A 26,830-nucleotide genomic window follows, 5' to 3' on the forward strand; every position below is an offset into this window, starting at 1 on the left:
GGGCCACCGCAGTGTGGCCTTTCTTTGTTTTGTTTTTCAGAAAGGCCGAATATGGGGAGGTTGGAGTTTCACAGTGAGCGAAATAGTCCCAATTTGTGAAAACAGCAGCTTTCGCCGCGCTTATGCCAAGGGAAAATCTTTTGTGTCGCCGATTTTAGTCACTTATGTTTTGAAAAATCGTGCGCGCTGTATTCGGGTGGGGATTACCACCAGCAAAAAAACGGGAAACGCAGTAAAGCGCAACCGTTCCCGCCGTATCATCCGCGAGGCGGCTCGGCAGCTCTTACCGGAGCTTCCCGAGAGGGCCGGATACGACTTGGTTTTTGTGGCGCGGGCGAAAACACCATTTATCAAAAGTACGGACATCCTCTGCGATATGCGAAAGCATTTGTTTCAGGCCGGTATTTTAAAATGAAACGCATTTTCATTGCGGTAATTAAGGGATACCAGAAATGGGTTTCCCCTATGAAGCGGCAGCCCAGCTGCCGGTATATTCCTACCTGCAGCACATACGCGATTCAGGCGATTGAGCGGTTTGGCGTAGTGAAGGGGATTTTTTTGGCCGTTTGGCGTATCCTTCGCTGCAATCCGTTTCACCCCGGAGGCTACGACCCCGTTCCGGAGCGGGAGGAACGACTGTTCAGCAGGCTTTTTGAAAAAAGAAAGTAAACAGCGCGCCGCATGGCGCTTTGCGCGATCGCGATTGTGTCGTTCCCTGTACTGGGGGCGTGGATTGAAATCGTAATCTTCATACAGAGAGGTTTTTATATGGCTGGAATAGGCAATTTTTTCGGCAGTTTTCTGGGGTATCTGCTGTGGATTTTTTATCAGTTCTTTAAAAATTACGGCGTAGCGATTATCTTATTTACCATCGTTCTTAAAATCGTGATGTTCCCGTTTTCCATCAAGCAGCAGAAATCAATGGCGGCAAACTCGAAGCTTTCCGCAAAGCAAAAGGAGCTGCAGAAAAAATACGGCAACGACCGTATTAAAATGAATGAAGAAATGCAGAAGCTGTATGAGAAGGAGGGGTATAACCCCGCCAGCGGCTGCCTGCCAATGCTGATTCCTTTCCCGATTATGATCGGCTTGTATTATACCGTGGTAAACCCTCTTTCGAATGCTCTGCATCTTGGAAAAGAGGCCGTGGCCCAGGCGGTTGCGGTACTGCAGACCATCCCCGGCATCAGCGGAACGTTTACGTATCAGAACGGTTTTTACAATGAGATGGAAATTGTCCGTCATTTTTCCGTGCTGCGTCCTTATCTGACGATGTTTACGGATGACGAGATTTCTAAAATACAGTCGCTGAGCTCCGGCTTTAACTTTTTAGGATTAAATCTTCTGGGCACGCCCACAGACAGCGCCGCCGTCAATTTCTTTGGAAAGTTCGTTTCCATGTTCCAGACGAATCTGTGGCTGATTCCTGTGTTGTGCCTTGTTTCTTCTATTATTACTCAGATTATTACCATGCGTTTGCAGCCCGGCATGCAGCAGCAGCAGGGCGCAATGAAGATGATGCTGTATGTTCTTCCTTTGATTTCTGCCGTTTTTGCCATGTCCGTCCCTGCGGCGGTTGGCTTCTACTGGATTATTTCTACGATCACCAGCCTGTTCCAGGTGATGATTGTTCACGCGTTTTTCAGCCCGGCGTCCCTTACCGCAAAGGCAGAGGCTCAGCGTGTTGCGCTGTTGGAGCTGGAGGAAGTAAAGAAAGAACCGCTTTCGTCACATCTTCGCCAGTCATCTGCGGAAAAAACGGTTTTCCAGGAGAATCGAAAGGACGAGCAGGCCTCGGTGAAAAAAGAATCCGGCCAGAAAAAGAAGAGCGGAAAACCCACAGGTGGCTCAGACAGCTATCTTGGGAAGAAAAAATAGCGGTTTTCTGATTCAATATTTGGAGGTGCGAAGGTGGTTAAAGAAGCGATTGCAACGGGAGATTCCGTGGAGCAGGCGTTTGATGAGGCCTGCAAAATGCTTGGAGTAGAATCACACGAAGCGGAATTTGAGATTTTGGAGCTTCCCGAAAAAAAGAAATTCGGCCTTTTTGGCGGCGCACCCGCGAAAGTACGCGCATTCATCAAATCCGGCCCCGCTGAGGCGGCCGCGGATTACCTCAGAGAAGTTCTGGCGCAGATGGGTATCCCCTCGGTGGAGATTACAATCGCCGAGCAGGAGAACGGCGCTCTTTTGAGCCTCACCGGTGACGACATTGGTTTTATCATCGGCCACAGAGGAGAAACATTAGATTCCCTTCAGTATCTCTCCGGCTTGGTAGCAAACCATGTGGAGGATTCCTATTACAGAATAACACTCGATATTGGAAATTACCGTGAAAAGAGAAAAGAAACTCTTGAATCGCTCGGCAAAAAGATGGCCGCAAAGGCCCTCAAAACCCAGCGCAACTGCTCCCTGGAGCCTATGAACCCCTACGAGCGCCGCATTATTCATACGGCGGTGCAGGAGGTTGAGGGCGTTAAATCCTGGAGTGAAGGCGAAGATTTGGCTCGCCATGTGGTGATTGGTCCGGAGGGCGGCGAAAAACCCGCGTTCCGTCGGCCAAGTGATCGTTCGCGCGGTGGCAGGGATTTTCAAAAAGATCGCGGCGGACGCCCGCAGGGCGGAAACAAGAACTTTGGAGGCCGTCCCTCTTCTTCCAGAGATTCCAGAGACAGACGGCCTGCGCAGGACCAGAGGAGTTCCTTTGCACACCCGGCGGACGACCGTCCTGTCAAAAAAGGGAACAGCCCTCTGTACAGCAAGATAGAAACGAAAAAGGAAGATTAACCTTTTTCTCAAGGATAAGAACGAAAGAAAAGCGGTTCGTGAAACGAGCCGCTTTTTGTGGTACAAAAGGAGAGAATCATGGAACAGAATGCTTCCGCCATTGCGGCGATCTCAACTGCACAGGCTCCCGGCGGGATTGGTGTTATCCGGATTTCCGGCCCTGGCGCGCGGCAGATTGCAGGCCGTGTGTTTCTTTCTGCGAAGGGGCAGAAAATCGAGAAAATCCCCGGGTATACAGCGCTGTATGGCTGGGTGTGCCGTTTTGGCAGTCAGCCGGCCGAGCGGCTGGATGAGGCGGTGGCCACCGTGTTCCTTGCGCCCCATAGCTATACCGGCGAGGATGTGGTAGAGCTTTCCTGTCACGGCGGGTTGTACCTGCTGCGCCGCGTACTGGAGTCTGTTTTAGCCGCGGGTGCTTCCCCGGCCGGGCCGGGCGAATTTACCCGGCGGGCGTTTCTGAATGGTAAAATGGATTTGACCCAGGCAGAATCGGTAATGCAGCTGATTGGTGCCCAGGGCAGTCAGGCGCTCCGCACTGCGCGCGCGGGCCGTGAGGGCGCTCTCTTTCATCGGATTCAGGGAAGCCGGGAGCAGCTGCTTACGATTGCGGCCCATCTTTCCGCGTGGGCGGATTACCCGGAGGAGGACATCCCCCAGCTGGACGAGGATTCCCTCAAAGGTTCCCTGAAGAGCGTGCGGGATGATCTGACCCGCCTGCTCGATCAGTTTGACGCCGGGCGTGTGCTGCGTGAGGGCGTGGATACCGTAATTGTCGGGCGTCCGAATGTCGGTAAATCAACGTTGATGAATCTATTGGCAGGATGTGAGCGCTCCATTGTGACCGAGTATGCCGGAACCACGCGCGATATTGTAGAGGATACGGTGCTGCTCGGCGGTGTTCCTCTCCGCCTGGCCGATACGGCGGGCCTGCGCGAAACAAGCGACCCGGTGGAGAGTATTGGCGTTGATCGTGCAAAGAACCGCCTGAATACCGCACAGCTGGTGCTGGCGGTGTTCGATTCCTCGTCGCCGCTGACGGCAGAGGACAAAGAGCTAATCGCCCACTTGACCAGGGTGCCTGCAATTGCGGTGATCAATAAAAGCGATCTCAAACAAAAAATAGACATTAAGTATATTCAAGATAGTTTTCAACAATATGTATATATCTCAGCAAAAGTCGGCGACGGTCTTGCCGAGCTTCAACAAGTGGTGGAGCAGTTGCTCCACACGGCGGATTTGAATCCCTCTGAGGGCATTCTGTTTACAGAGCGCCAGCGCGACACCGCCCGCCGTGCGAAAGAACGGCTGGAGGAAGCAATGGATGCGCTTTGCGGCGGCTTGACGCTTGATGCGGTGACTGTTTCGGTGGAGAGCGCTGTCTCCGCGCTGTTGGAGCTGACGGGTGAGCGCGCGACAAATGAGATTGTAGACATGGTGTTTGCTCATTTTTGTGTCGGTAAATAAAAGAAATTGATTCAGCGAACTTGCCCTTTCAAGGGCAAGCCTTTCGAAAATAAGATGAGAAAATTTCAGGATACCGCCTTCGGGGCGGAAAGGAATCAGGTGCGAAACAAATATGTATCAGGCAGATCAATATGATGTGGTTGTGATCGGCGCGGGCCACGCCGGAATTGAAGCGGCTCTGGCCGCCGCGCGGCTGGGCTGCCGCACGGTTATCTTTACAATTAATCTGGATGCGGTGGGAAACTGCCCGTGCAACCCCTCTATCGGGGGAACAGCAAAGGGGCATCTTGTGCGTGAAATCGATGCGCTGGGCGGTGAAATGGGCAAAACAGCGGATGCCTGCACACTGCAGAATCGAATGCTGAATCTGGGCAAAGGCCCGGCGGTGCATTCGTTGCGTGCGCAGATTGACCGGCGCGAATATTCTAAGCTCATGAAGCACAAGCTCGAACTTCAGCCAAACCTACAGCTCAAGCAGGGTGAAATTGTAGACCTGTTCCGCAACGAGGACGGCTCCTGGCAGGCGGTGACGCGCATGGGCGCGGGCTACACCGCTCAATGCGTGGTACTCGCTACTGGAACTTATCTCAGTGGAAAAATCTATGTGGGCGATGTTTCCTACGAAAGCGGGCCGGATGGATTGTTCCCGGCCGCGTTTTTATCTCAGCCGTTGCGCAAGCTGGGGGTGAATCTGCGCCGTTTTAAAACAGGTACACCCGCGCGTGTGCTGCGTTCCAGCATCGATTTTACCGGGCTGGAGGTGCAGGCGGGCGACGAACCGGTTGTCCCGTTTTCCTACGATACCACCGAGCTGCCAAAGAATAGCGCGGTGTGCCATATTGCATGGACAAACGACGCCACGAAGGAAATCATCTTGAAAAATATTCATCGGTCACCGCTCTATGCCGGTAAGATCGAAGGGGTGGGGCCGCGCTATTGCCCCAGTTTTGAAGATAAAATTATGCGATTCACCGATAAGAAGCGCCACCAGCTGTTTATTGAGCCCTGCGGCCTTGATACCGAGGAGCTGTATTTGCAGGGGATGTCCTCCTCTCTGCCGGAGGAGGTGCAGTTAGCCTTTTACCGTACGATTGCGGGACTGGAGCATGTGGAGATCATGCGCTGTGCCTATGCAATCGAGTACGATTGCGTTGACCCTTTGCAGCTCGACCCTACGCTGGAATTTCAAGATTTACCTGGCCTGTATGGTGCTGGGCAGTTCAACGGCAGCTCAGGCTATGAGGAAGCCGCCGCGCAGGGGCTGCTTGCGGGCATCAACGCCGCGCGGCGCGCGCAGAACAGAGAACAGGTGATTCTCGACCGTGCAGGCTCGTACCTCGGCACACTGGTGGATGACCTTGTCACGAAGGGCGTCAGCGACCCGTACCGTATGATGACCTCGCGCTCGGAATACCGGCTCGTACTGCGGCAGGACAACGCGGACGAGCGTATGACCCCGCTGGGACATGAACTCGGGCTGATCAGCGACGAGCGCTTTGCTCGCTTTCAGGAGAAACAGGCCTTGAAGGAGCAGGAGAGAAAGCGCGCGGAGCAGACGGTGTTTTCTCCCACAGAAGAGTTGAATCAGATTCTTGTTTCACGTGGAACAACACCGGTTTCGACCGGCGTACACCTGATCGACCTGCTGCGCCGCCCGGAACTCAATTATGAGGTACTGGCCCCGGTGGATACCGGACGACCCGTGTTACCTTCTGCCGTGCTGGAAAATGTGGAAATTGAAATTAAGTACGAAGGGTATATCCGCCGCCAGAAAGCGGACATTGCGGAAATGCGCCGCTTGGAGCAGCGCCTGCTGCCTAAGGGCTTTGATTATACCGGAATCACCGGCCTGCGGCTTGAAGCGCGGGAAAAGCTGCAAAAAATTCGCCCGGCGAGCATCGGCCAGGCCTCGCGCATTTCTGGCGTGAGCCCGGCGGATCTTTCGGTCCTCCTGATCTGGCTCGCCCGGCAGGACGGAAAGGAGGAAGCAGCCCTTTGATCAATATTGAGCAGCGTCTGATCGAGCTTTCTGCGCAGTACGGCCTTCCTCTCAGCGCCCAACAGACCGCAGCCTTCCAAACGTACATGGAGCTGCTGCTGGATTGGAACGAAAAAATGAACCTGACGGCAATCACGGAGCCGCAGCAGGTAGTGGAGAAGCATTTTCTTGACAGCCTGCTTTTGATAAAGGCCGTTGAGATTCCCAAGAATGGGAAGGTAATCGATGTTGGCACCGGCGCGGGATTTCCCGGAATTCCTCTTCTGCTGTATCGGCCAGACATTCGCCTGACCTTGCTTGACAGCTTGCAGAAGCGCCTGACCTTTTTGCAGGCGGTGTGCGATGCATTGGGTCTTTCTGCCGAGTTGATTCACGCGAGAGCGGAAGAGGGCAGCCGGCAGCCAAAGCTTCGCGAACAGTTTGATTTGGCATGTGCGCGTGCCGTCGCGCCGCTGCCGGTGCTGTGTGAGTACTGTGTGCCGTTTGTACGGCGAGGCGGCGCTTTTGCGGCTATGAAGGGTCCGGGCGCGGCAGAGGAATCGGTTGCCGCAGCAAAAGCAATTTCGCTTTTGGGCGCGCACGCGGAAAGTACACAGTCTTTTACACTGCCGGACGGCAGCGAGCGGAATATTATTCTCTGCCGTAAAATAGCGGCCACCTCCGACAAATATCCGCGTCACGGCTCAAAAATTGCGAAAACTCCCCTTTAATAGTCATAAATCCAAGCAAAAAATTATTTGGACAAGTCATAATTCAACAGAACATTCGCCGCCGCCTGTGCTATTCTGAAGAAAACAGACAAGCAGGGAGGCGGCGATTTGTTATTATTCCAAGAAAAGAAGCGGGTACACGATATTCCGCTGAATCAAATCCGGCCCAATCCGTCGCAGCCGCGCCGTATCTTTGCGCCGCGTGAACTGCAAGAGCTTTCCGACAGCATCCGCTTAAACGGATTGCTGCAGCCGCTTACCATACGCAAGGTGCCGGGCGGTTATGAATTGATCGCCGGAGAGCGCCGACTGCGCGCCTGTTTTATGGCCGGGATGAAAAGCGCACCGAGCATATTGGTAGATTGCGACGAACAGCAGTCTGCAATTTATGCAATCCTCGAAAATCTTCAACGGCAGGATCTGCAGATTTTCGAAGAGGCGGAGGGAATCCGCCGGCTGATTGAGGAGTGGGGCGTTACTCAGGAGGAAGCGGCGTCGCGGCTTGGGAAGAGTCAGTCCGCAATTGCAAATAAGCTGCGTCTGCTCCGTCTGTCAAAAGTAGAGCAAACTATGATCTCTCACGCGGGATTAACCGAGCGCCATGCGCGCGCGCTGCTGCGTGTGGAGAGCGAGGCCGTTCGCATCCGGCTTTTAAACCGGATTATTGAAGAGAACCTGAACGTTCGCCAGACGGAAGAGCTGATTAACGAAGAAATTGAAAAGCGTACACAGCCACAAGCTGTAAAGAATAAGCGTACCTTTGTAATTAAGGATGTGCGGCTGTTTTTAAATACGATCCGGCACGCGGTAGATACAATGCGCCAGTCCGGAATTGACGCGGTAGAGCAGAACCGCGAAACTGAAGAGTTTATTGAGTACGTGGTGCGTATCCCAAAGGAGCAGGCGGTCACAAACAAACGCAGACCGGCCTGAATGAGTTCACTTACAAGGAATTTCCCCATTCCCTTATTTATTTTCCACAGTAAAAGAGCGGAGCATTTGCTCCGCTCTTTTACTGTTATATGTGCTTACAGTGCCTGCTGGCGCAGGGTTTGCTTCTTTTCTGAAGTCGTGTTTCTGTTACTTAAGAATAGATTGTTTTCCTTTCGATATCGCGAGAGGAAGGCTGTTTTTTTATTGCGGTTCCCGCAGGGGAGATTCTGCTGGCGCAAGCATACCCCTCATGCCGGGGCGGGTATTTACTTTCTTTACGAAAAGAAAGGAAACAAAGATTCGCCCAAGGCTCCGCCTTCGGAATCCGTTTTTGGGAACGGTTCCTGCTCCCATTAACAATAGCCGTCGGAAAAGCGCTCTATGGTAAGTGCGCACGCGCCTTGTTTTCTGGAAACAGGCAGTGTACCGGTTTCATTCGGCGGCGCACCCTTACCGAGCGCTCTCGTTGGCTTGGAGAAGAGCCTCCTTACAGTAGCTTTGATTGGAAGTTCAACCATAGTTCTGATATGTCGATTAAAAATGCGGCGAAGCCGCACCGAAAAACTGCGAGCCAACGAGAGCGCTTTGAAAATGCCCGCCGACAGACGGGATAGCAAAGTTTATTTTTAGATTAAGCTCGGAGAGTGGGCATTTTCAATGGAGCGCCTTCCCGGTGGCTGGTGGCGGCACTCGTCGGAACTGTTCCCCAAACGGATTCCAAAGGTGCCCTTTGGAAGGCCTTTGCTTCCTTTCGTCCTTTCACGAAAGGAAGTGCCCGCCCCGGCATGAGGGGCAAGCCCTGCGCCAGCAGAATTTTCACGGGAAAACTCGCAGAAAAAACAAACTCTTTTACATTGCGCACGAGCCTTGTTTTGTGAAAACAGGCAGTTAACTAATTCCGTTCGGCAGCGAAGCCGCACCGAAAAACTTCGAGCTAACGAGAGCGCTTTGAAAATGCCCGCCGACGGACGGGATAGCAAAGTTTATTTTTAGATGAAGCTCGGAGAGTGGGCATTTCCAATGGAGTGCCTTCCCGAAGGCTTTCGTTTACACAATGAGGGATTGTTCCCCAAACGGATTCCAAAGGTGCCCTTTGGCGAGTCTTTGCTTCCTTTCGCCTCGTTGCGAAAGGAAGTGCCCGACCCGGCACGAGGGGCAAGCCCTGCGCCAGCAGAATTGTCACGGGAAATCTCCCGCAAAAATAATTTATTTTTTTACAAACAAAAAACTTTTGCCGGGAGGAGTAAAGCCCCGCACCGGCACGGGCACAAGACCTACACCGAATGAGTACAGAAATAATCTGATTGTGGAAAATCAGGCAGAGGTTGTTTGTGGAAAACGTTACAGCTCATCCGTCAAAACAATTCCACCGACGTAGTGGAAAAGAACAGAAAGAAAAGCATTTCCAAGAATCACGACTTTTCCACAGAGAAAGGAGAAAATCAGTGGAAAATTTGAAGAGTGATCATAAAGAAGAAAAACCAGCGGTTGTTCCACGTGAAACACGTACTTTTTACTGAAAAGCCCTTTATCAGATTCAAAAAGAGTGCTATAATGATTTACAGTGCAGTTTTTGACGGCTGAGAGAGTAGAAACAGAAGAAGCGTCAACGGCTAAAGAGTGCGCTGTGAAAAGCACAGGCTATGCATTTTGATCGTGTTTTAAATAAAATTATCCTATTAAGAGAAGCGGGGAACGAATGTCATGGGCAAAATCATTGCGATTGCAAACCAAAAGGGCGGTGTGGGCAAGACAACCACCGCCGTTAATTTGGCGGCTTCTCTTGGGAGTTTGGGAAAAAAGACGCTCCTGATTGACATTGACCCGCAGGGAAATTCCTCCAGCGGCGTTGGAGTGGATCGCCGCAAGCTGAAAAACAGCGTTTACGAAATTCTGTTGGACGAGACGAAGCCGAATGAGGTTTTGATCCACACCGGCTTTCAGAATCTGGATTTGATTCCATCCAGTATGGATTTGGCCGCGGCGGAGCTGGAACTGGTTAGCCTCAAAAACCGCGAATCCATTCTGCGGCGCGCGATTCTGCCGCTGCGCGCGGAGTATGATTACATCATTATGGATTGTCCTCCTTCGCTAGGAATTATCACAACAAATGCGCTTTGCGTTGCGGATACGCTGTTGGTTCCGCTTCAGTGTGAGTATTACGCGCTCGAGGGCCTTTCGCAGCTGATGAACTCGGTGCGGCGTGTCAAGCGGCAGTATAACGAGCAGCTCGACATTGAGGGAGTGCTTCTCACCATGTACGATGGGCGCCTGAATCTGACTCAACAGGTTGTGGATGAGGTAAAGCGGTATTTCCCCCGTAAGGTATTTGCCACCGTTGTGCCGCGCACGGTGCGGCTGTCGGAAGCGCCAAGCTTTGGCAAGCCGGTATTGTATTTCGACCGCATGTCGAAGGGCTCTGTGGCCTACGAAGCGCTGGCGAAGGAAATCATTCAAAACAATCAGGGAGAGGGGCGTACGGAATGAAAAAAAGGGGCGGTCTTGGAAAGGGCCTGGACGCCATCTTTGCAGAAAACGATACGGAGAATCAGAATTCTTCCATTGCGCTTCCTCTGCGCGAGATTGAGCCGAACCGTGCCCAGCCCAGAAAGCAGTTTGACGAAGGCGCTCTGGCAGAGCTGGCGGATTCTATCTCTCAGCACGGGGTGCTGCAGCCGCTTCTGGTAAGGCCGCTTGTCAGCGGAGGGTACCAGATCGTAGCGGGCGAACGCCGATGGCGTGCGGCGCGCATGGCCGGGCTTACCGAAGTGCCCGCTGTTGTGCGGGAGATGTCTGATCAGCAGGTGATGCAGCTTGCGCTGATCGAAAACCTGCAGCGAGAGGATTTAACCTCGCTGGAAGAGGCTCAGGGCTATCAGACACTAATGGAATCCTATGAGCTTACGCAGGAGGAGATCGCGAAGATCGTCGGCAAATCGCGACCCGCCGTGGCAAATGCTTTGCGGCTTTTAAACCTGCCGGAGGCCGTGCGTGAGATGGTTGCCACGGGGAAGCTCTCCGCCGGGCACGCAAGAACGTTGCTGCCGATTCCATCGGCGCAGGACATGCTCGAAATGGCACAGTTAACGGTAAAGCATGGTATTTCTGTGCGTGAACTGGAAAAAATGGTAAAGAAATTTCTGTCGCACGAAACAGAGACGGAACCGGCCGCATCCAGAAAAAAGAAGCCCCGCTATTTTGAAGAGGTGGAGCTTGCCCTGAATACCCATCTGGGCCGAAAGGTAAAGGTGGAGGGCGGCAAAAACAAAGGAATGCTGCAAATTGAATTTTATGGTGAAGAGGATTTAGCGAATCTGGTCAACAGTCTGAAATTTCACACAGATTGAACCGGAACAAGTCCCTGCACTAATAATAAAGGAGAAGAACGCACATGTTGGATATTAAAGTGATCCGCGAAAATCCGGATCGAGTCAAAGCGGCCATGAAAGCCAGAAATATGGATGCGGATCAGGTGATTGAATCCATTTTGCAGATCGATGTGGACCGCCGCCGCGTTACCGGCGAAACCGAAAGCCTTAAGGCACAGCAGAACGCAGACACCAAGCAAATTCCGATTCTGAAAAAAGAGGGGAAAGACACTACGGAGCTGATGGCTCAGCTCAAGCAGCTTTCCGACCAGATTAAGGAAAAGGATGCGGTGCTGGGCGAGCTGGAAGAGCAGCAGCTTGACTTGCTGCTCACCTTGCCGAATATTCCGGCGGCAGATGTGCCACTGGGCAAGGATGATACCGAAAATAAAGAACTGCGCCGCTGGCATGAGCCTACCAAGTTCAACTTTGAGCCGAAGGCTCACTGGGATTTGGGGAAGGAACTTGGAATCCTCGACCCCGAAACGGCGGCGAAGGTTACAGGTGCGCGCTTCCATTTTTATAAGGGACTTGGCGCACGGCTGGAGCGTTCGATCATCAACTTCTTTCTCAATACACATACCGGGCACGGGTACACTGAAATTTTCCCGCCCTTTATGGTGAACCGCGCATCGATGACCGGCACCGGCCAATTGCCCAAGTTCGAAATGGACGCATATAGGGTCATCAACAAAGACACGGCTGAGGATTACTTCCTGATTCCCACCGCCGAGGTTCCGGTAACGAATATGCACCGCAGCGAGATTCTGGATGGCGCCAGCCTGCCGATGAAATACTGCGCGTATTCGGCGTGCTTCCGCGCCGAGGCCGGTTCCGCCGGGCGCGATACCCGCGGCCTGATTCGCCAGCATCAGTTCAACAAGGTGGAACTGGTCAAATTTGCGGACCCCGCTACCTCCTATCAGGAGCTGGAGTCCCTCACGAATGACGCCGAGCGCGTGTTGCAGCTTCTTGGCCTGCCGTACCGCGTGGTTTGTCTCTCCACCGGTGATCTGGGATTCTCCTCCGCCAAGACGTACGACATTGAGGTCTGGATGCCCTCCTATAACCGTTATGTAGAGATTTCCTCCTGCTCGAACTTTGAGGATTTCCAGGCGCGGCGGGCGCAGATCCGCTTTAAGGCGACCCCGCGCGACAAGGCACAGCTGGTGCATACACTGAATGGCTCCGGTGTGGCGATTGGCCGCACTGTGGCGGCGATTTTGGAAAACTACCAGAATGCCGACGGCAGCGTTACCATTCCGGAGGTTTTGCGTCCGTTCATGGGCGTAGATGCGATCGGGCGCCCGGAATAAGCACTGGCAGCTTCCCCAGCCGGTAGGTAGCCGGTTCCCGTTTAAAACAAAAACGGGAGGGAAATCAACTTTCAATCCGCCCCGGGAATTCCCGGGGCGGTTCTTCCAAAGGAGCGTATATATGGCACTGAATCCGAAATTGAGCGAATACACACAGCAGGTAAAGCTGACAACATACGATATGGATGCAAACAACACCCTGCGTCCTTCTGCCATGCTGCGCTATTGCCAGGAGGCCTGCGAGCTGCACCTGGCCTGCTACGGGCTGACGCACGAAAAGATGCAAGGGGACGGGATTGTTTTTGTGTTTACCCGTGCGGGCGGTGTAGTACATCGCTGGCCGCGCCAGAACGACCCCATCACCATTGTTACGCGGGCATGCGGCGTGGTTGGCGTGCAGTTTTACCGCAGTTTTGATTTTTACTGCGGCGACGAGCCTCTGGCAGAGATTCTGCAGGCCTCCGTCGTTGTCAGCACACAGGAGCATAAGCTGCTGCGCCCGAAGGTGTTTTTGGAGTACGGAGTGGGTGCGGGGGAGAACAGCGGGCAGAAGCTGGAGCGCATGAATCTGCCAAAGGAGATGCCCGTGGTAGGCGAGCGTGAGGTCCGGTATTCCGATTTGGATTATAACGGACACGTGAACAATTCGGTTTACAGCGATATTTTCTGCGACTATGTGCCGGGCGGAATGCACGGGCGGGCGCTGAGCGAATTCCAGATTCATTATGTCATGGAAAGCCTTGAGGGCGAGGTGCTGCAGATTCAGCGCGAGGAGCGCGACGGTGAGATTCTGATGCGGGGAGTCAATCCGCGGGGAGTCAGCTTTGAATATCAGGGCCGGGTAAAGTAATTCTTTCCCATAAAAAATATATTTTTGCTTTTTGTATTGACAAGAGGGACAAGTATATACTATAATTAGTAACGCTCCGCTTGTGTATGATTCATATGGCGGCATAGCTCAGTTGGCTAGAGCATTCGGTTCATACCCGAAGTGTCGATGGTTCAAGTCCATTTGCCGCTACCAGCGGCCCGGTCGTCAAGTGGTTAAGACACCGCCCTTTCACGGCGGGTTCACGGGTTCGAATCCCGTCCGGGTCACCACACAAGCCGCATTCCCCCGAGTCCTTCGGGGGAATCGTTATTAGGACGCATAGCTCAGCTGGTTAGAGCGTTCGCCTCACACGCGAGAGGTCGAGGGTTCGAGTCCCCCTGCGTCCACCAATACAGTACAAGGAAAGAAGCCGATTCCATATGGAATCGGCTTCTTTCCTTGTATATGCTAGAATGAAAGCAGAAGCTTTAATTTATGAAAAAGCCGTGCATACGATGAACAACATTCAGGAGCTGGTTTGCGGCCTAAAAGGGAAAGACAATCAATGTGCCTATCTTTGTTAAGATATTCAAGAGGCATTAAAAGAGATAGCGAACGGTGAGCAGTAGCTTGACTGTGCGGGAAGATGCCAGATTGAGTGCAGATTCAAACCGCCTAAAATTATGATTTTTAGAGGAAGGCTGAATTGTGTCTATGCAGGTGAAGCGCTTTTGCAAAATGCGGGGATTATCCGAAACAGGCAGAAGGTGAAGGCTGCAGTTAATAATGCAAAAACCTATTTTAAGCTAGTGAAAAACATTGTTCTTTAGATCATTTTCTGTGGACATTTGTTGGCTTTCAGCCGATTGTGAACGGATGGTCTTACATAGATGAGGTTCCGGTCAGCACGGTTCTTTCTGATACAATCAGCAAAAAGCTGAAAAAACTTAGCTTTCAGTTTGTTGGAACAACAACAATTTATGCACTGATACAATCGGTTGGAATGGTGAACGATCACCTAACCTACTGTGATTTTTACTGCCGTAAATAAAAGAAAAAGGAAGCACAAATAAAAATCCGTACTCCATTTTTCTTTTGCATGTACATTCTGTTTTGGAAGCCTTATTCTTCTTCCCTCAAAGTGCTTTTTTCCTCTTTGCTATTGGCGAACTGATCGATGAATATCCCAGCGATTACGATGATCAGCCCCAGAAGCTTCAGAGGAACTACGTTCCCGGCTGCAATGGCATCCAGAACAAAACCGGTGCCCAGCTGAGCAGCCAGTAAAATAATAGTGGAGTACGAAACGCGAACCCGCTCCATCACAATTACGGTCAGCACCATCGCCACAAGGCCAAAAACACCGCCCAGTAAATTGATTGGCGGAACCGCAGCCCAGTGTGAAAGGTCGGTAAGGCGGCTGTTGCCGAGAAAAAGGACAACCACGAGTGAAATCAAAGTTCCTTCAATATAGTTAATTAAGGTGCCGTTTATTGTGCCGAGCGATTTTTTCGCCTCCAGATTTATCATTTTATTAATCACCGTCACAAAGCCGTTCACTGCGGCGAGTAAAATAAAAAACAGCATTAGAGTTCCTCCTTTTTACGAAAAAATCATCAGAAGCAGACCGACCAGAATGACTGCAAAAGCAGGAATTCGCCTACGGCTGAATTTGTTGACCGGAACATGGAACCACCCCAGATGATCTACAACGGCGGAGCTTACCAGCTGAGCGGTAATCGACAGCACCATGGTCAAGGCCGCGCCGATGTATGCCGTGCTGAGGCTGGTGGTTACAATTAACGCCACGCCTAAAAATCCCACAAAATAGACATAAAGCGGAGCGCCCGTAAGCTGTATCTTTTCTTTTTGAACCAGCTTTGCGGCGGCCAGCAGAATTACCGCCCCGATCCCGTGAACCAGAAAGCTGACCTCGAATAGGTTGAAATCGGCAGCGAGCCTTCCGTTCAGGCTGACCATCAGCCCCAAACAGATACCGCTTAATAGTAAAAGTAAAAAGTTCATTTAAAAGCCCCTTCGCGCTTTGATTTATGGTATTATTATGGCACAAAGTTCACGAGAACAGTTATGACAGATGTCATAAGGGGAGGAAATCCAATGAAGTATCTGGAGCTTGGGCAACGGCCGGAATTAGCGGAGCAGGTACGCAGCGTTCAGTCGGAAGTATCAGATGCGGCATTCCGGTGCTTTCGTCTGTGTCGGTTTGACGCGGGAGAATTCTTGTACACAGAGGGCAGGCAGGCCGGATGCTTTTTGATTTTGCTCTCCGGCAGCTGTAAGGTATTTAAAACACTTGAGAATGGCCGCACTGTACTGTTGTGCCTTTACGACGATATTCAGGTAATCGGGGAGTTTGAGCTGTTCGGCGACCCCATTGCTAAAACCAATGTGCAGGCCCTGACGGAAACCTACTGCCTCGCGGCCCTTGTTCAGGAGCAGGGGGAGCGGCTGCTCGCCGACAACTCCTTTTTGCAGTTCGTGTGCCGACAAACCTGCGCCAAAACAGAACGCAACAATTCGAACATCGCAATCAACCTGCTGTACCCGCTTGAGCAGCGGTTGGCCGGCTATGTTCTAGCCATGCAAAAGAGCGAGGTGTTTTCGGCCAATTATACGCTGCTGGCCGAATCCCTCGGCTGCAGCCTGCGGCATCTGCTGCGCACGTTTCGAGCCCTTTGCGATAAAGGTCTGCTTCAAAAAACAAAAGCTGGGTACCGGCTGGCCAATATCAGCGCGCTGGAAAAGATTGCGGGGAATGTTTACCGGCAGTAATAGGCCAGCACGCGTTCTGCAAGAAATCAACGGGAAAGAAAGGCAACTGTGATGTGGATGGAAAAAAACAGAAGTAAAATTCGATTCGTTTTTTGGTTGGTACTGATTGTCGGGTCTGCTCTGCTGGGGGTTGGGTTGGCTGCCTTTTCCCTTGACCGGTTCACAAAAAATATGACCGTGGCCGTCTGGCTCGCCATACTTTCCCTTACCAGCATCGGGATCGATCTTCTGTGGTACCGTGAGCTCAACCGTAAGCTGATGTCTTTACAGTCGGTTCTTTTGGAGGAGCATGACGCAGACCGGTATATCAGCGAAATCAATGCCCTGCTGGAGGGGAAGAAGTCGCCCCATATCCGCAGTATTTTTCTTTTGAACCTGAGCGCAGCCTACTGCGAAAAAGCGGAGTACCACACAGCCCAGGATTTCCTTTTGCAGATCAATCCCCGAAAGCTCACCGGAATCAATCGGTCTGTTTACTGGGCGAATCTGGCGTATGTCTATTTTTATTTAAAGGAAGAGGAGAAGGCGCAGTTGATTCTGGAACAGCAAAGAGCCGCTTTTGCAAAGCTGAGCGATCACCCGCAGCTCGGTGCATTGCTTGTCGTATTGGGAATCTTTGAACGGCTGGCGCAGGGTGATCGCCCGGGCGCAAGAGAGCGGCTGGAGCGGGAACGCCCGCGGTGGGAAACAGAGCATACCGCTTCCGATTTTGCTTACCTGGATCAGCTTTGTTAAAGCTCTGGAACAATGAGATATTTCCCTGGTGATAGCGCCGGGTTATATCCACTGCGGGTTTCTGATGCAACGCCCGCTTAAGCCTGCCAAACTGTGTAGGAAGACAGCATGATGCCACCTGTACGGTCCGCCCTGTGAATTGCCATTGGTAGTTGTGCTGCTGCCGGAGCGGTGCCCTTTACAAAACTGGCTGAAAATGGTATCATTCGGTTATAGAATGAAAGAAAGGAAATGGCATAAATGGGAGTAATCGGAAGTGCAGATGGTCCAACTTCTATTATAGTGTCTTCGGAGCCTTCGGGAATGAGTATGGTCAGTATTTTACTAATTGCGGCGATTGCGGTAGCAATTGTAATCATCGGTGTGGTGGCATGGGCGCTTACCAGACACGGCAAAGAATAATAGATGTGCTTTGGGTTTGGAGTGCAGGGCATTCCTTTAGCCGGCATCCCGCTGGAGGCAGGCAGAATCCAATAGAAGATAGTACCATTCAAAAGATCTCTATCGCAAACAAGGATTTTCCTTGTTTGCGTTTTTTTCAGGAGGAAACTATGTGGAATTATATCTGGCCGATATTAATGGTAATCGCGGCAAACTCGCTGTATCATGTCTGTGCAAAGTCAACCCCGGCTACTGTGGAGCCACTGGCCGCTCTTACCGTTACTTATTTGACGGCAACGGCCTGTTCTCTGATTTTGTTTTTTCTGGTGGGAGGAAATAAAAATCTGTTGCAGGAAGTCCATAAGGTAAATTGGACAAGCTTTACTCTGGGGCTATCTATTGTAATACTGGAGCTGGGGTATCTGTTTGTGTACCGAGCCGGGTGGAAGGTAGGCATGGGTTCGCTGGTTGCGAATGTAGGGCTTGCGTGTGTGCTGCTTGTGATCGGCCTAGTGTTTTACAAAGAGAGCTTTTCAGCGCGTCAGCTGGTTGGCATGGGAATCTGTGTGCTGGGCATCTTCCTGATTACCAAATAAAAGGCTCGTGGGTTTCCGCTCTGGGGGCGCGCCGCCCGGTTGCTTTTTTTCGTGGGATACGGTATAATAATCACTAAACTGCGGCAGCACAGGCTTTCCTTGCCGCATTCAATACACATGGTATGACGACAGGGAATCCTGTTATAATAACCTCACGCCACGTTCCGAAGCGGTGCTTCGGGTGGCTGAGAGAGCATTGAAGCACCAGCCCGGTGATTTTCTTTTCTTGGGCGGGTTGTGTTAATTCAGTTTCGAATTTGTGCTATAATAATGCTAATTACAAAAAGAGAGGTTAATCCCCTATGAAAAAATGGATGGCAATGATGGCTGCCGGAGTGATGGCGGTTTCTTTTGCGGGATGCGGCGCGGGCGATGTTGGCAGTGCGGAGTATATGGCCAGCAAGGCGGCGGCATCTCAGGCAGCGGCGGCGTCTTCTCAGGCGGCGCAAAGTCAGGCAGAGGTGCAATATGAAAACTCCCTGAAGGGCTTGCAGCAGTATATGACGGCGAAGGGAGCGGTTGCAGGTGACCCCACCACCATGGAGGCCAGCTTGATCGGCGCCAAGGAAGGCGTCAGATACCGCGGCAGCTACGAAGGCAAAGAGAATGTTACGCTGGAGCTGTACCAGTACGATTCGTCTAATCTGAACGATGCGGCGAAGCAGGTTTTGGCCGATGTGAAGGACAAGGGTACCTTTACGATTATGGAGAAGCAGGTTCCCGCTACTTTGAACGGTGATTACCTGATGGTTTATACAGACACACAGACCGGCGACGTGCATACACAGCGCGCGGAAGAGGTTAAAACGATTTTTCAGAATTTTCAGAAGTGATCTTTTTAAATAGCAGTAAGAAGGCCTTTGCTTCATACCGGAGCAAAGGCCTTCTTACTTTTATAACCAGATTATTTTTTAAAATAAGCTTCCCGCAGGCAGATCACAAAGCCGGCAATTCCCAAAACAGAGAACATGATCAGAGGGAGAAAGATTTGTTCTACTAATAGTGCGTTTACCACACTCACCAAATTGATAATTAAAAAGCCAATTGCTCCAACGAGAAATAACATCATGCCAAATGTACTTTTTTTCAATAGGAAGTCCTCCAAAAAGAAAGAATATAGAATCGTATTTGAACCATTCACACTTTTTTATCAATGCTGAATTCTGCATATGAGTGTGGGATTGTCCATATATGCGCGGTTTAGAAAGCCATTGGATCAAAGTTTTTTCAAAAGAGAATCTCTGTTTATCGTGTTTTTCCCTCTTTCTGCGGCTCGGCTCCCCGTTTTCTTTCTGCACATTCCCGTAAGTAGGTTTCAGAAACACAAATCCATAAGCCTGCCAGACCGAAGCCGCAGAAAAGCAGATACGGCAGCATCAAATGGTTCCCGATCAGCGCGCCCAGCGTCCCGGTGTAATTCCGAGTTGTTTCTCCGATGTTCGTAATGTCAAATGGATTAAGGGCCAGAAACACGCTAAGCACCAAAAATCCCATTGCCCCAACGAGAAATAACATCATACCAAAGGTGGATTTTTTCAAAATAGGCGCCTTCTTTCTTCTTTATCTATTTCACGTTCAACAGTATATCTCTTTTTTCCAATCGTAGTTCATTTGCTGAAAATTAGCAATCAGATACATACGGCCGTAGAAAAACCTTTGCACCGGTATGAAGAAAAGGTTTTTCTGGAGTTTATAGAGGAAATTTTCTGGACATTATCGGTTTAAATACGAAAGCTGCTATTGCCAAAAAAGAATAAATAGACCAGTACAATTAAAAACGCCCAAGACAATACTTTTGGAACTTTTGAGTTTATAACAGAGAGAACATGATAGATTTGATTTCCCATCAGTTGCAGCTGCTCTTCTTCTGAGGGCGGCTTAATAGGGAGCTTTGTTCCTAAAATAAGCATAATGAGATAAAGAATTAGAACAATCAAATATAAGCTCATCCTCAGTTCACCGGATACGATGGCAGTGACGAGCAAAACAGAAGAAAATACGATATAGAAAAAGACCAATATTTGTAATACATAATATTTCGTTAACTTATTCATTTATATTACTCCATTTTACTGAAAGAAATTTTGTGAAGTATATTTGTATCCATTTACTATTGTAGGCCCATATACCCAGTTTGCAAACCCACCATTATTATAAGCATACACAACTTTATTGTAATTCATAGCCGTTATAACCTTGAGAAGAGGCATATAGCCCTGTAATTACTGAAACCAGTCCTACACATGCAAGAATGGGAATTTGTTTTTGTGCCAGAACTTTTGCAATGTCTTGTATTGACTCTCCGGGTGGGGCAATGTCAATAACGTATGTAATTAAGTCATTAAATACCTGCAAATTTTTCCTTCTGCTAATATAACGTTTGAGACCTCCGTTTTGTTACAGATTTTCTGAAACATTTTAAATTATTTTTATAACAGCGCAGTGGAGGAAGGAATAAGAACCCAATCGCTTCTGCTTTTATATAGAAACAGGGGAGCGAAGAAACAAAAAAAGGCCGGAGCTGCATGACACAGCCCCGGCCTTTGATGTTCTTCTGATATCTATATACAGTTTAGATTGCAAAGCGGTGTTTTCCAATGGTTGTGATGACCTTGCGGGAGAAGATCCACTTGCTTGTTGATTTTTCGGGATTATAATAATAGATCGCTCCACCGGAAGGGTCGGTGCCGTTAATGGCGTCGCGCGCCGCCTTATATGCTGAGTCCGCCACCGGCGCGTTGATGCCGCCGTCATTCAGGCATGAGAACGCTCCCGGCTGGTAAATCACACCCGCCAGCGTATTGGGGAACGAGGGGTGTGTGATGCGGTTCAGGATCACCGCGGCTACCGCAACCTGACCGGCGTAAGGCTCGCCGCGTGATTCCGCGGAGACGACGCGCGCCAGCAGATCGATGTCGCTGCTGCTGTATTGTCCCTGCCCTCCGCCGGAATCGCCGGAGGAAGAGGAGGACGAAATCCCCATTGCCTTCAGCGTCTGCGGACCCGCAATTCCGTCTGCCGTTAAATTGTTCTTTTTCTGGAACTTAATGACCGCCTGCTTTGTCTGTTCGCCGAAGATGCCGTCTGCGCTGCCGGAGTAATAGCCCCAGCTTTTTAGTTTAGTTTGAATCTGCTTGACCTCATCACCGCGCGAACCAACTCTCGAAAGCGTTTCTACGGATGCTGCGCTGCGCAGACGTGTGACTGCCTGTTCTCCCACGCCGCTGACTACGGAGATCATCAGCAGGTTTACCAGCAGTATCATTAGAATGCGCCAGATGTATTTCCCGAATTCTTTAAATTCTCTTTTTTGAGCGTGTTTCATTGTTATCACAATCCATTCTTTCAGTGCTTACCAAAAGAATTCCCATACGGAGCGGATTTATTCAGGAAAGCAAAGCGCCTGTTTTTCACGGGAACAGATTTCTTTTTTACCCCGAAAGGGCGAAAAATGGCTTAAAACCTGGAGAAATAGGTCGAAAAACAAACTTTTTTAAAAAAACCCGAAAAAACTTTAAAAAAAGCATTGACAATAGGTGAATGGTTTGGTATTATAGTCAAGCGCCTTACAGAACGGCGCACGAAACGAAAGGCCGCAAAGCCCGGTAGAATCGGACAGGACCTTGAAAATTAAACAACGAGAAAGACAAGAAGGAACCCGTAATTTTTGAGAGAAAGCTTCTTGAAAAAGAAGTGAGTACTTCCGGATAAGAGTTCTCAGAACTCTATAAAAACTGAGAAACGCGAAAGCGTACTAATTGAGCAGATAAAATGCTCTAAAATAGATTAGATTGACTTCGGTCATTTTAATACAATATTTTAGAGAGTTTGATCCTGGCTCAGGACGAACGCTGGCGGCATGCCTAACACATGCAAGTCGAACGGAGTAAGAGAGAAGCTTGCTTAGCTCTTACTTAGTGGCGGACGGGTGAGTAACGCGTGAGTAACCTGCCTTTCAGAGGGGGATAACGTTCTGAAAAGAACGCTAATACCGCATAATATATCGGTGCTGCATGGTACTGATATCAAAGGAGCAATCCGCTGAAAGATGGACTCGCGTCCGATTAGCCAGTTGGCGGGGTAAAGGCCCACCAAAGCGACGATCGGTAGCCGGGTTGAGAGACTGAACGGCCACATTGGGACTGAGACACGGCCCAGACTCCTACGGGAGGCAGCAGTGGGGGATATTGCACAATGGAGGAAACTCTGATGCAGCAATGCCGCGTGAGGGAAGACGGTCTTCGGATTGTAAACCTCTGTCCTTGGTGAAGATAATGACGGTAGCCAAGGAGGAAGCTCCGGCTAACTACGTGCCAGCAGCCGCGGTAATACGTAGGGAGCAAGCGTTGTCCGGATTTACTGGGTGTAAAGGGTGCGTAGGCGGCTTTTTAAGTCGGGCGTGAAAGCTGTGGGCTTAACCCACAAATTGCGTTCGAAACTGGAAGGCTTGAGTGAAGTAGAGGTAGGCGGAATTCCCGGTGTAGCGGTGAAATGCGTAGAGATCGGGAGGAACACCAGTGGCGAAGGCGGCCTACTGGGCTTTAACTGACGCTGAGGCACGAAAGCATGGGTAGCAAACAGGATTAGATACCCTGGTAGTCCATGCCGTAAACGATGATTACTAGGTGTGGGGGGTCTGACCCCTTCCGTGCCGGAGTTAACACAATAAGTAATCCACCTGGGGAGTACGGCCGCAAGGTTGAAACTCAAAGGAATTGACGGGGGCCCGCACAAGCAGTGGAGTATGTGGTTTAATTCGAAGCAACGCGAAGAACCTTACCAGGTCTTGACATCCAACTAACGAGGCAGAGATGCATTAGGTGCCCTTCGGGGAAAGTTGAGACAGGTGGTGCATGGTTGTCGTCAGCTCGTGTCGTGAGATGTTGGGTTAAGTCCCGCAACGAGCGCAACCCTTGTGATTAGTTGCTACGAAAGAGCACTCTAATCAGACTGCCGTTGACAAAACGGAGGAAGGTGGGGACGACGTCAAATCATCATGCCCCTTATGACCTGGGCTACACACGTACTACAATGGTCGTTAACAGAGGGAAGCCAAGCCGCGAGGTGGAGCAAACCCCCAAAAACGATCTCAGTTCGGATTGTAGGCTGCAACCCGCCTACATGAAGTTGGAATTGCTAGTAATCGCGGATCAGCATGCCGCGGTGAATACGTTCCCGGGCCTTGTACACACCGCCCGTCACACCATGGGAGCCGGTAATACCCGAAGCCAATAGTCTAACCGCAAGGAGGACGTTGTCGAAGGTAGGATTGGCGACTGGGGTGAAGTCGTAACAAGGTAGCCGTATCGGAAGGTGCGGCTGGATCACCTCCTTTCTATGGAGACTTGATGGAGCTAAGGCTTCGTCAGACATCCAAGGTCAGGATTACGGAACCTAGTCTACTATCGTTGTTTAATTTTGAAGGCCCTGAAAAGGGACTTCAGGAAATGAAAGAAATCGAAACAGCAGAACGAAGCCTTAGTGTTCAATAGAATATGGGGGTGTAGCTCAGCTGGGAGAGCACCTGCTTTGCAAGCAGGGGGTCATCGGTTCGATTCCGTTCATCTCCACCACCAGACTTAGTCTGGAACAAAACGGGTAACAGAGGCAAGCGAGAAGCCGACGGCCTCTAGCCGAAGATATGGGCTCATAGCTCAGCTGGTTAGAGCACACGCCTGATAAGCGTGAGGTCGGTGGTTCGAGTCCACTTGAGCCCACCACCAAGCTACGCTTGGAAACAACTGCATAATGCAGGGCACAACGGCAGTTTGGTTGTGAACGCGACTGTGAGGAATTTTCCTCGGAATCGACGATCGCGACTAAAAAGTGCACGAGTGCACCGGACATTGAAAACTGAATAAAGAAAAGAAGCAGATAAAGCGAGAAAAATTGTTTTTTATCTAAATCTACAATTTACCAAACAATGCAGTTCTATCGAGTTCAGGACTGTATTGTATAGAACAAAGCAAGAACCAAGAATCACATGGTCAAGCTACAAAGAGCGCAAGGGGAATGCCTTGGCACTGAGAGCCGATGAAGGACGCGACTAACTGCGATAAGCTATGGGGAGCCGTAAGTGGGCATTGATCCATAGATTTCCGAATGGAGCAATCCGGCTGGAGTCATGTCCAGTCACTGCATGATGAATACATAGTCATGCAGGGGGAACCGCCTGAACTGAAACATCTAAGTAGGGCGAGGAAAAGACATCAACAGAGATTCCGCTAGTAGTGGCGAGCGAACGCGGAAGAGGCCAAACCGAGGGTAGCAATACCCTCGGGGTTCGGACAGCAACATGTACGACAAGAAATAGCAGAATGGCATGGGAAGGCCAACGAAACAGTGTGAGAGTCACGTATGCGAAATTTTGAGTCGGCTAGCTGTATCCAGAGTACCGCCGGACACGTGAAACCCGGTGGGAACATGGGGGGACCACCCTCCAAGCCTAAATACTACTCAGTGACCGATAGCGAAAAGTACTGTGAAGGAAAGGTGAAAAGAACCCCGGGAGGGGAGTGAAATAGAACCTGAAACCTTGTGCTTACAAGCACCGAGAGCCCGTCAATGGGTGATCGGGTACCTATTGTAGAATGGTCCGGCGAGTGAGTATAACTGGCAAGGTTAAGGACTTAAGGTCCGGAGCCGCAGCGAAAGCGAGTCTGAAACGGGCGCGTGAAGTCAGTTGTATTCGACCCGAAACCGGGTGACCTACCCATGTCCAGGTTGAAGTGGAGGTAAAACTCCATGGAGGACCGAACCGACTCCTGTTGAAATAGTAGCGGATGAGGTGTGGGTAGCGGAGAAATTCCAATCGAACCCGGAGATAGCTGGTTCTCTCCGAAATAGCTTTAGGGCTAGCCTCGTATTAGATTACTGGAGGTAAAGCACTGAATGGGCTAGGGGCCGAAAGGTTACTGAACCCTATCAAACTCAGAATGCCAGATAATTGATGTACGGGAGTCAGACAGTGTGAGATAAGTTTCATTGTCAAAAGGGAAAGAGCCCAGACCCACAGCTAAGGTCCCTAAATACGGTTAAGTGGAGAAGGATGTGGGGGTGCACAGACAACCAGGATGTTGGCTTAGAAGCAGCCATTCATTAAAAGAGTGCGTAATAGCTCACTGGTCGAGTGCCCCTGCGCCGAAAATTTAACGGGGCTAAATCGTATACCGAAGCTTGGGATAACACGTAAGTGTTATGGTAGGAGAGCGTTGTGTAAGGGGTGAAGTCAGAGCGGAAGCGCTGGTGGACTTTACACAAGTGAGAATGCCGGAATGAGTAGCGAGAAATATGTGAGAATCATATTGGCCGAAAGTCTAAGGTTTTTGGAGGAAGGTTCGTCCGCTCCAAGTAAGCCGGGAGCTAAGGTGAGGCCGAAAGGCGTAGCCGATGCACATACGGTGGATATTCCGTAGCCGCCAAAAGATTTAAGCAAGAGGACACCTTGAAAGGGCATAACCCAGGCGTTGGTTGACCTGGGCGTAAGGGACCGAAATTAGAGTAGGGAAGTATGCTTGGACGAGGGCGAGAAAAGTCTTGTGTATATCTAAGGCGCCCGTACCGCAAACCGACACAGGTAGACAGGAAGAGAATTCTAAGGCCAACGGGAGAAGGGTAGTTAAGGAACTCGGCAAATTGACCCCGTAACTTAGGGAAAAGGGGTGCCACAGCAATGTGGCCGCAGAGAATAGGCCCAGGCAACTGTTTAGCAAAAACACAGGTTTCTGCCAAATCGAAAGATGAAGTATAGGAGCTGACACCTGCCCGGTGCTGGAAGGTTAAGAGGAGATGTGCAAGCATTGAATTGAAGCCCCAGTAAACGGCGGCCGTAACTATAACGGTCCTAAGGTAGCGAAATTCCTTGTCGGGTAAGTTCCGACCCGCACGAATGGTGTAATGATCTGGGCACTGTCTCAATTACCCGCCCGGCGAAATTGTAGTACCGGTGAAGATGCCGGTTACCCGCGACAAGACGGAAAGACCCCATGGAGCTTTACTGCAGCTTAATATTGGGTTTTGATCATTTATGTACAGGATAGGCGGGAGACTAGGAAGCCGCGGCGCCAGCCGTGGTGGAGTCATCCTTGGGATACCGCTCTTAGATGGTTGAAATTCTAACCTGCGGCCGTGAATCCGGCCGGGGGACATTGTTAGGCGGGCAGTTTGACTGGGGCGGTCGCCTCCTAAAAGGTAACGGAGGCGCTCAAAGGTTAGCTCAGCACGGACGGAAACCGTGCCTCTGAGTGTAAACGCGTAAGCTAGCCTAACTGCGAGGATGACAATCCGAGCAGTAACGAAAGTTGGAGTTAGTGATCCGGCGGTATGAGAGTGGAATTGCCGTCGCTCAACGGATAAAAGCTACCCTGGGGATAACAGGCTGATCTCCCCCAAGAGTCCACATCGACGGGGAGGTTTGGCACCTCGATGTCGGCTCATCACATCCTGGGGCTGTATTCGGTCCCAAGGGTTCGGCTGTTCGCCGATTAAAGTGGTACGCGAGCTGGGTTCAGAACGTCGTGAGACAGTTCGGTCCCTATCTGTCGTGGGCGCAGGATATTTGAGGAGAGCTGTCCTTAGTACGAGAGGACCGGGATGGACGCACCTCTGGCGCACCAGTTGTCATGCCAATGGCACAGCTGGGCAACTAAGTGCGGATCGGATAAACGCTGAAAGCATCTAAGCGTGAAGCCGACTCCAAGATAAGATATCCCATAGCGTAAGCTAGTAAGACCCCTTGAAGACTACAAGGTTGATAGGCTGCGTGTGTAAGTGTAGTAATGCATTTAGCTTGGCAGTACTAATCGGTCGAGGGCTTGACCATTAATCTTGGTTAATGCCTTGCTCAATCGCTTTCTTCTGTTTCTTCTTTATTCAGTTTTCAGTGCCCGAAATAATATTGTATTTTACGAGAGCAATTTTGCTCTCGTTTTTTATTTT

General features: G+C 50.7%; 24 protein-coding genes, 5 tRNA genes, 2 rRNA genes and 1 pseudogene. 25 read left to right on the forward strand and 7 right to left on the reverse strand.

The annotated features are described in order from the left end of the window. Positions 1-73 precede the first annotated feature (73 nt). The 17 genes and pseudogenes from rnpA (at position 74) to QOS46_RS11170 (ending at position 14,439) form a co-directional block, all read left to right on the forward strand. Positions 74-415 carry a ribonuclease P protein component gene (gene rnpA / locus QOS46_RS11090; protein ID WP_283609759.1) on the forward strand — a complete coding sequence of 114 codons (342 nt, stop codon included), beginning with the start codon at positions 74-76 and terminating at the stop codon, positions 413-415. Beyond that, positions 412-669 carry a membrane protein insertion efficiency factor YidD gene (gene yidD / locus QOS46_RS11095; protein WP_283609761.1) on the forward strand — a complete coding sequence of 86 codons (258 nt, stop codon included), beginning with the start codon at positions 412-414 and terminating at the stop codon, positions 667-669. Before rnpA ends, yidD begins: the two co-directional genes overlap by 4 nt. Positions 670-768: 99 nt before the next feature. After that, positions 769-1,878, forward strand: a complete 1,110-nt coding sequence (locus tag QOS46_RS11100; protein WP_283609763.1) for a YidC/Oxa1 family membrane protein insertase — start codon at positions 769-771, stop codon at positions 1,876-1,878. A gap of 33 nt (positions 1,879-1,911) precedes the next feature. Next, positions 1,912-2,787, forward strand: coding sequence for an RNA-binding cell elongation regulator Jag/EloR (gene jag, locus QOS46_RS11105; RefSeq protein WP_283609765.1), 876 nt, complete (start codon positions 1,912-1,914; stop codon positions 2,785-2,787). Positions 2,788-2,865: 78 nt separating this feature from the next. After that, positions 2,866-4,251: a tRNA uridine-5-carboxymethylaminomethyl(34) synthesis GTPase MnmE gene (mnmE, locus tag QOS46_RS11110; RefSeq protein ID WP_283609767.1), complete on the forward strand. Its 1,386-nt coding sequence runs from the start codon at positions 2,866-2,868 to the stop codon at positions 4,249-4,251. Between the two features lie 112 nt (positions 4,252-4,363). After that, positions 4,364-6,250, forward strand: a complete 1,887-nt coding sequence (gene mnmG, locus QOS46_RS11115) for a tRNA uridine-5-carboxymethylaminomethyl(34) synthesis enzyme MnmG (RefSeq protein ID WP_283609769.1) — start codon at positions 4,364-4,366, stop codon at positions 6,248-6,250. Further along, complete coding sequence (rsmG, locus tag QOS46_RS11120; RefSeq protein ID WP_283609771.1) at positions 6,247-6,960, forward strand: 16S rRNA (guanine(527)-N(7))-methyltransferase RsmG; 714 nt, start codon at positions 6,247-6,249, stop codon at positions 6,958-6,960. The genes mnmG and rsmG overlap by 4 nt, the downstream gene beginning before the upstream one ends. Positions 6,961-7,068: 108 nt before the next feature. After that, positions 7,069-7,893: a ParB/RepB/Spo0J family partition protein gene (locus tag QOS46_RS11125; RefSeq protein WP_283609773.1), complete on the forward strand. Its 825-nt coding sequence runs from the start codon at positions 7,069-7,071 to the stop codon at positions 7,891-7,893. A gap of 1,331 nt (positions 7,894-9,224) precedes the next feature. After that, positions 9,225-9,413, forward strand: coding sequence for a hypothetical protein (locus QOS46_RS11130; RefSeq protein ID WP_283609775.1), 189 nt, complete (start codon positions 9,225-9,227; stop codon positions 9,411-9,413). Between the two features lie 184 nt (positions 9,414-9,597). Next, complete coding sequence (locus QOS46_RS11135; protein ID WP_283609777.1) at positions 9,598-10,380, forward strand: ParA family protein; 783 nt, start codon at positions 9,598-9,600, stop codon at positions 10,378-10,380. Beyond that, positions 10,377-11,240 (forward strand): ParB/RepB/Spo0J family partition protein, encoded by an 864-nt coding sequence (locus tag QOS46_RS11140; protein ID WP_283609778.1) that lies wholly within the window; start codon positions 10,377-10,379, stop codon positions 11,238-11,240. The genes QOS46_RS11135 and QOS46_RS11140 overlap by 4 nt, the downstream gene beginning before the upstream one ends. Before the next feature lie 44 nt (positions 11,241-11,284). After that, positions 11,285-12,577 (forward strand): serine--tRNA ligase, encoded by a 1,293-nt coding sequence (gene serS / locus QOS46_RS11145; RefSeq protein WP_283609780.1) that lies wholly within the window; start codon positions 11,285-11,287, stop codon positions 12,575-12,577. Between the two features lie 121 nt (positions 12,578-12,698). Next, positions 12,699-13,427, forward strand: a complete 729-nt coding sequence (locus QOS46_RS11150) for an acyl-[acyl-carrier-protein] thioesterase (protein ID WP_283609782.1) — start codon at positions 12,699-12,701, stop codon at positions 13,425-13,427. 97 nt (positions 13,428-13,524) lie between these two features. Then, positions 13,525-13,601, forward strand: a tRNA-Met gene (locus QOS46_RS11155). Between the two features lie 2 nt (positions 13,602-13,603). Further along, a tRNA-Glu gene (locus tag QOS46_RS11160) sits at positions 13,604-13,678 on the forward strand. A 43-nt stretch (positions 13,679-13,721) separates the two neighbouring features. Beyond that, positions 13,722-13,798 (forward strand) — tRNA-Val (locus tag QOS46_RS11165). Positions 13,799-14,071: 273 nt separating this feature from the next. After that, positions 14,072-14,439: pseudogene (locus QOS46_RS11170) on the forward strand (DNA-3-methyladenine glycosylase I). Positions 14,440-14,510: 71 nt separating this feature from the next. On the opposite strand, the gene QOS46_RS11175 reads toward QOS46_RS11170, so the two are convergent. Next, a complete protein-coding gene (locus tag QOS46_RS11175) occupies positions 14,511-14,975 on the reverse strand; it encodes a DMT family transporter (RefSeq protein WP_283609783.1) in 465 nt (154 codons plus the stop codon). Between the two features lie 15 nt (positions 14,976-14,990). Continuing rightward, positions 14,991-15,413 carry a DMT family transporter gene (locus QOS46_RS11180; RefSeq protein WP_283609784.1) on the reverse strand — a complete coding sequence of 141 codons (423 nt, stop codon included), beginning with the start codon at positions 15,411-15,413 and terminating at the stop codon, positions 14,991-14,993. A 93-nt stretch (positions 15,414-15,506) separates the two neighbouring features. Between QOS46_RS11180 and QOS46_RS11185 the strand changes: the two genes are divergently transcribed. From QOS46_RS11185 to QOS46_RS11200, 4 genes are all read left to right on the forward strand, one after another. After that, entirely contained in the window at positions 15,507-16,181 is a 675-nt protein-coding gene (locus QOS46_RS11185) for a cyclic nucleotide-binding domain-containing protein (RefSeq protein ID WP_283609786.1), read from the forward strand. Between the two features lie 51 nt (positions 16,182-16,232). Next, complete coding sequence (locus tag QOS46_RS11190; protein ID WP_283609788.1) at positions 16,233-16,916, forward strand: hypothetical protein; 684 nt, start codon at positions 16,233-16,235, stop codon at positions 16,914-16,916. 551 nt (positions 16,917-17,467) lie between these two features. Next, positions 17,468-17,893 carry an EamA family transporter gene (locus tag QOS46_RS11195; protein WP_283609790.1) on the forward strand — a complete coding sequence of 142 codons (426 nt, stop codon included), beginning with the start codon at positions 17,468-17,470 and terminating at the stop codon, positions 17,891-17,893. Positions 17,894-18,195: 302 nt separating this feature from the next. Further along, positions 18,196-18,726, forward strand: coding sequence for a hypothetical protein (locus QOS46_RS11200; RefSeq protein WP_283609791.1), 531 nt, complete (start codon positions 18,196-18,198; stop codon positions 18,724-18,726). A gap of 71 nt (positions 18,727-18,797) precedes the next feature. Here QOS46_RS11200 and QOS46_RS11205 read toward each other — a convergent pair whose 3' ends face one another. The 5 genes from QOS46_RS11205 to sleB form a co-directional block, all read right to left on the reverse strand. Continuing rightward, the gene (locus QOS46_RS11205; RefSeq protein WP_283609793.1) at positions 18,798-18,983 is read right to left on the reverse strand and encodes a hypothetical protein; all 186 of its coding nucleotides are present in this window, start codon (positions 18,981-18,983) and stop codon (positions 18,798-18,800) included. Between the two features lie 155 nt (positions 18,984-19,138). Further along, positions 19,139-19,432 carry a hypothetical protein gene (locus QOS46_RS11210; protein WP_283609795.1) on the reverse strand — a complete coding sequence of 98 codons (294 nt, stop codon included), beginning with the start codon at positions 19,430-19,432 and terminating at the stop codon, positions 19,139-19,141. A gap of 182 nt (positions 19,433-19,614) precedes the next feature. Continuing rightward, positions 19,615-19,947 (reverse strand): hypothetical protein, encoded by a 333-nt coding sequence (locus QOS46_RS11215; protein WP_283609797.1) that lies wholly within the window; start codon positions 19,945-19,947, stop codon positions 19,615-19,617. A gap of 115 nt (positions 19,948-20,062) precedes the next feature. Next, positions 20,063-20,248, reverse strand: coding sequence for a hypothetical protein (locus QOS46_RS11220; protein WP_283609799.1), 186 nt, complete (start codon positions 20,246-20,248; stop codon positions 20,063-20,065). Positions 20,249-20,465: 217 nt separating this feature from the next. Continuing rightward, positions 20,466-21,218 (reverse strand): spore cortex-lytic enzyme, encoded by a 753-nt coding sequence (sleB, locus tag QOS46_RS11225; protein ID WP_283609800.1) that lies wholly within the window; start codon positions 21,216-21,218, stop codon positions 20,466-20,468. 491 nt (positions 21,219-21,709) lie between these two features. Between sleB and QOS46_RS11230 the strand changes: the two genes are divergently transcribed. The 4 genes from QOS46_RS11230 (at position 21,710) to QOS46_RS11245 (ending at position 26,714) form a co-directional block, all read left to right on the forward strand. Next, positions 21,710-23,228 (forward strand): 16S ribosomal RNA (locus QOS46_RS11230). A 162-nt stretch (positions 23,229-23,390) separates the two neighbouring features. Continuing rightward, positions 23,391-23,466 (forward strand) — tRNA-Ala (locus tag QOS46_RS11235). Positions 23,467-23,536: 70 nt separating this feature from the next. Next, positions 23,537-23,613, forward strand: a tRNA-Ile gene (locus QOS46_RS11240). A gap of 265 nt (positions 23,614-23,878) precedes the next feature. After that, positions 23,879-26,714 (forward strand): 23S ribosomal RNA (locus QOS46_RS11245). The 16S and 23S rRNA genes sit together here with 2 tRNA genes alongside, the layout of an rRNA operon. Positions 26,715-26,830: the final 116 nt, after the last annotated feature.

It is taken from the genome of Faecalispora anaeroviscerum (genome assembly GCF_947568225.1).
GTDB classification, from domain to species: domain Bacteria; phylum Bacillota; class Clostridia; order Oscillospirales; family Acutalibacteraceae; genus Faecalispora; species Faecalispora anaeroviscerum.

Coding starts and splice junctions, on each gene's coding strand:
- yidD (WP_283609761.1), top strand. CDS start 412: ATGAAACGCATTTTCATTGCGGTAATTAAGGGATACCAGAAATGGGTT.
- QOS46_RS11100 (WP_283609763.1), top strand. CDS start 769: ATGGCTGGAATAGGCAATTTTTTCGGCAGTTTTCTGGGGTATCTGCTG.
- mnmE (WP_283609767.1), top strand. CDS start 2,866: ATGGAACAGAATGCTTCCGCCATTGCGGCGATCTCAACTGCACAGGCT.
- mnmG (WP_283609769.1), top strand. CDS start 4,364: ATGTATCAGGCAGATCAATATGATGTGGTTGTGATCGGCGCGGGCCAC.
- QOS46_RS11135 (WP_283609777.1), top strand. CDS start 9,598: ATGGGCAAAATCATTGCGATTGCAAACCAAAAGGGCGGTGTGGGCAAG.
- QOS46_RS11140 (WP_283609778.1), top strand. CDS start 10,377: ATGAAAAAAAGGGGCGGTCTTGGAAAGGGCCTGGACGCCATCTTTGCA.
- serS (WP_283609780.1), top strand. CDS start 11,285: ATGTTGGATATTAAAGTGATCCGCGAAAATCCGGATCGAGTCAAAGCG.
- QOS46_RS11150 (WP_283609782.1), top strand. CDS start 12,699: ATGGCACTGAATCCGAAATTGAGCGAATACACACAGCAGGTAAAGCTG.
- QOS46_RS11175 (WP_283609783.1), bottom strand. CDS start 14,975: ATGCTGTTTTTTATTTTACTCGCCGCAGTGAACGGCTTTGTGACGGTG.
- QOS46_RS11180 (WP_283609784.1), bottom strand. CDS start 15,413: ATGAACTTTTTACTTTTACTATTAAGCGGTATCTGTTTGGGGCTGATG.
- QOS46_RS11185 (WP_283609786.1), top strand. CDS start 15,507: ATGAAGTATCTGGAGCTTGGGCAACGGCCGGAATTAGCGGAGCAGGTA.
- QOS46_RS11190 (WP_283609788.1), top strand. CDS start 16,233: ATGTGGATGGAAAAAAACAGAAGTAAAATTCGATTCGTTTTTTGGTTG.
- QOS46_RS11195 (WP_283609790.1), top strand. CDS start 17,468: ATGTGGAATTATATCTGGCCGATATTAATGGTAATCGCGGCAAACTCG.
- QOS46_RS11200 (WP_283609791.1), top strand. CDS start 18,196: ATGAAAAAATGGATGGCAATGATGGCTGCCGGAGTGATGGCGGTTTCT.
- QOS46_RS11215 (WP_283609797.1), bottom strand. CDS start 19,947: ATGAATAAGTTAACGAAATATTATGTATTACAAATATTGGTCTTTTTC.
- sleB (WP_283609800.1), bottom strand. CDS start 21,218: ATGAAACACGCTCAAAAAAGAGAATTTAAAGAATTCGGGAAATACATC.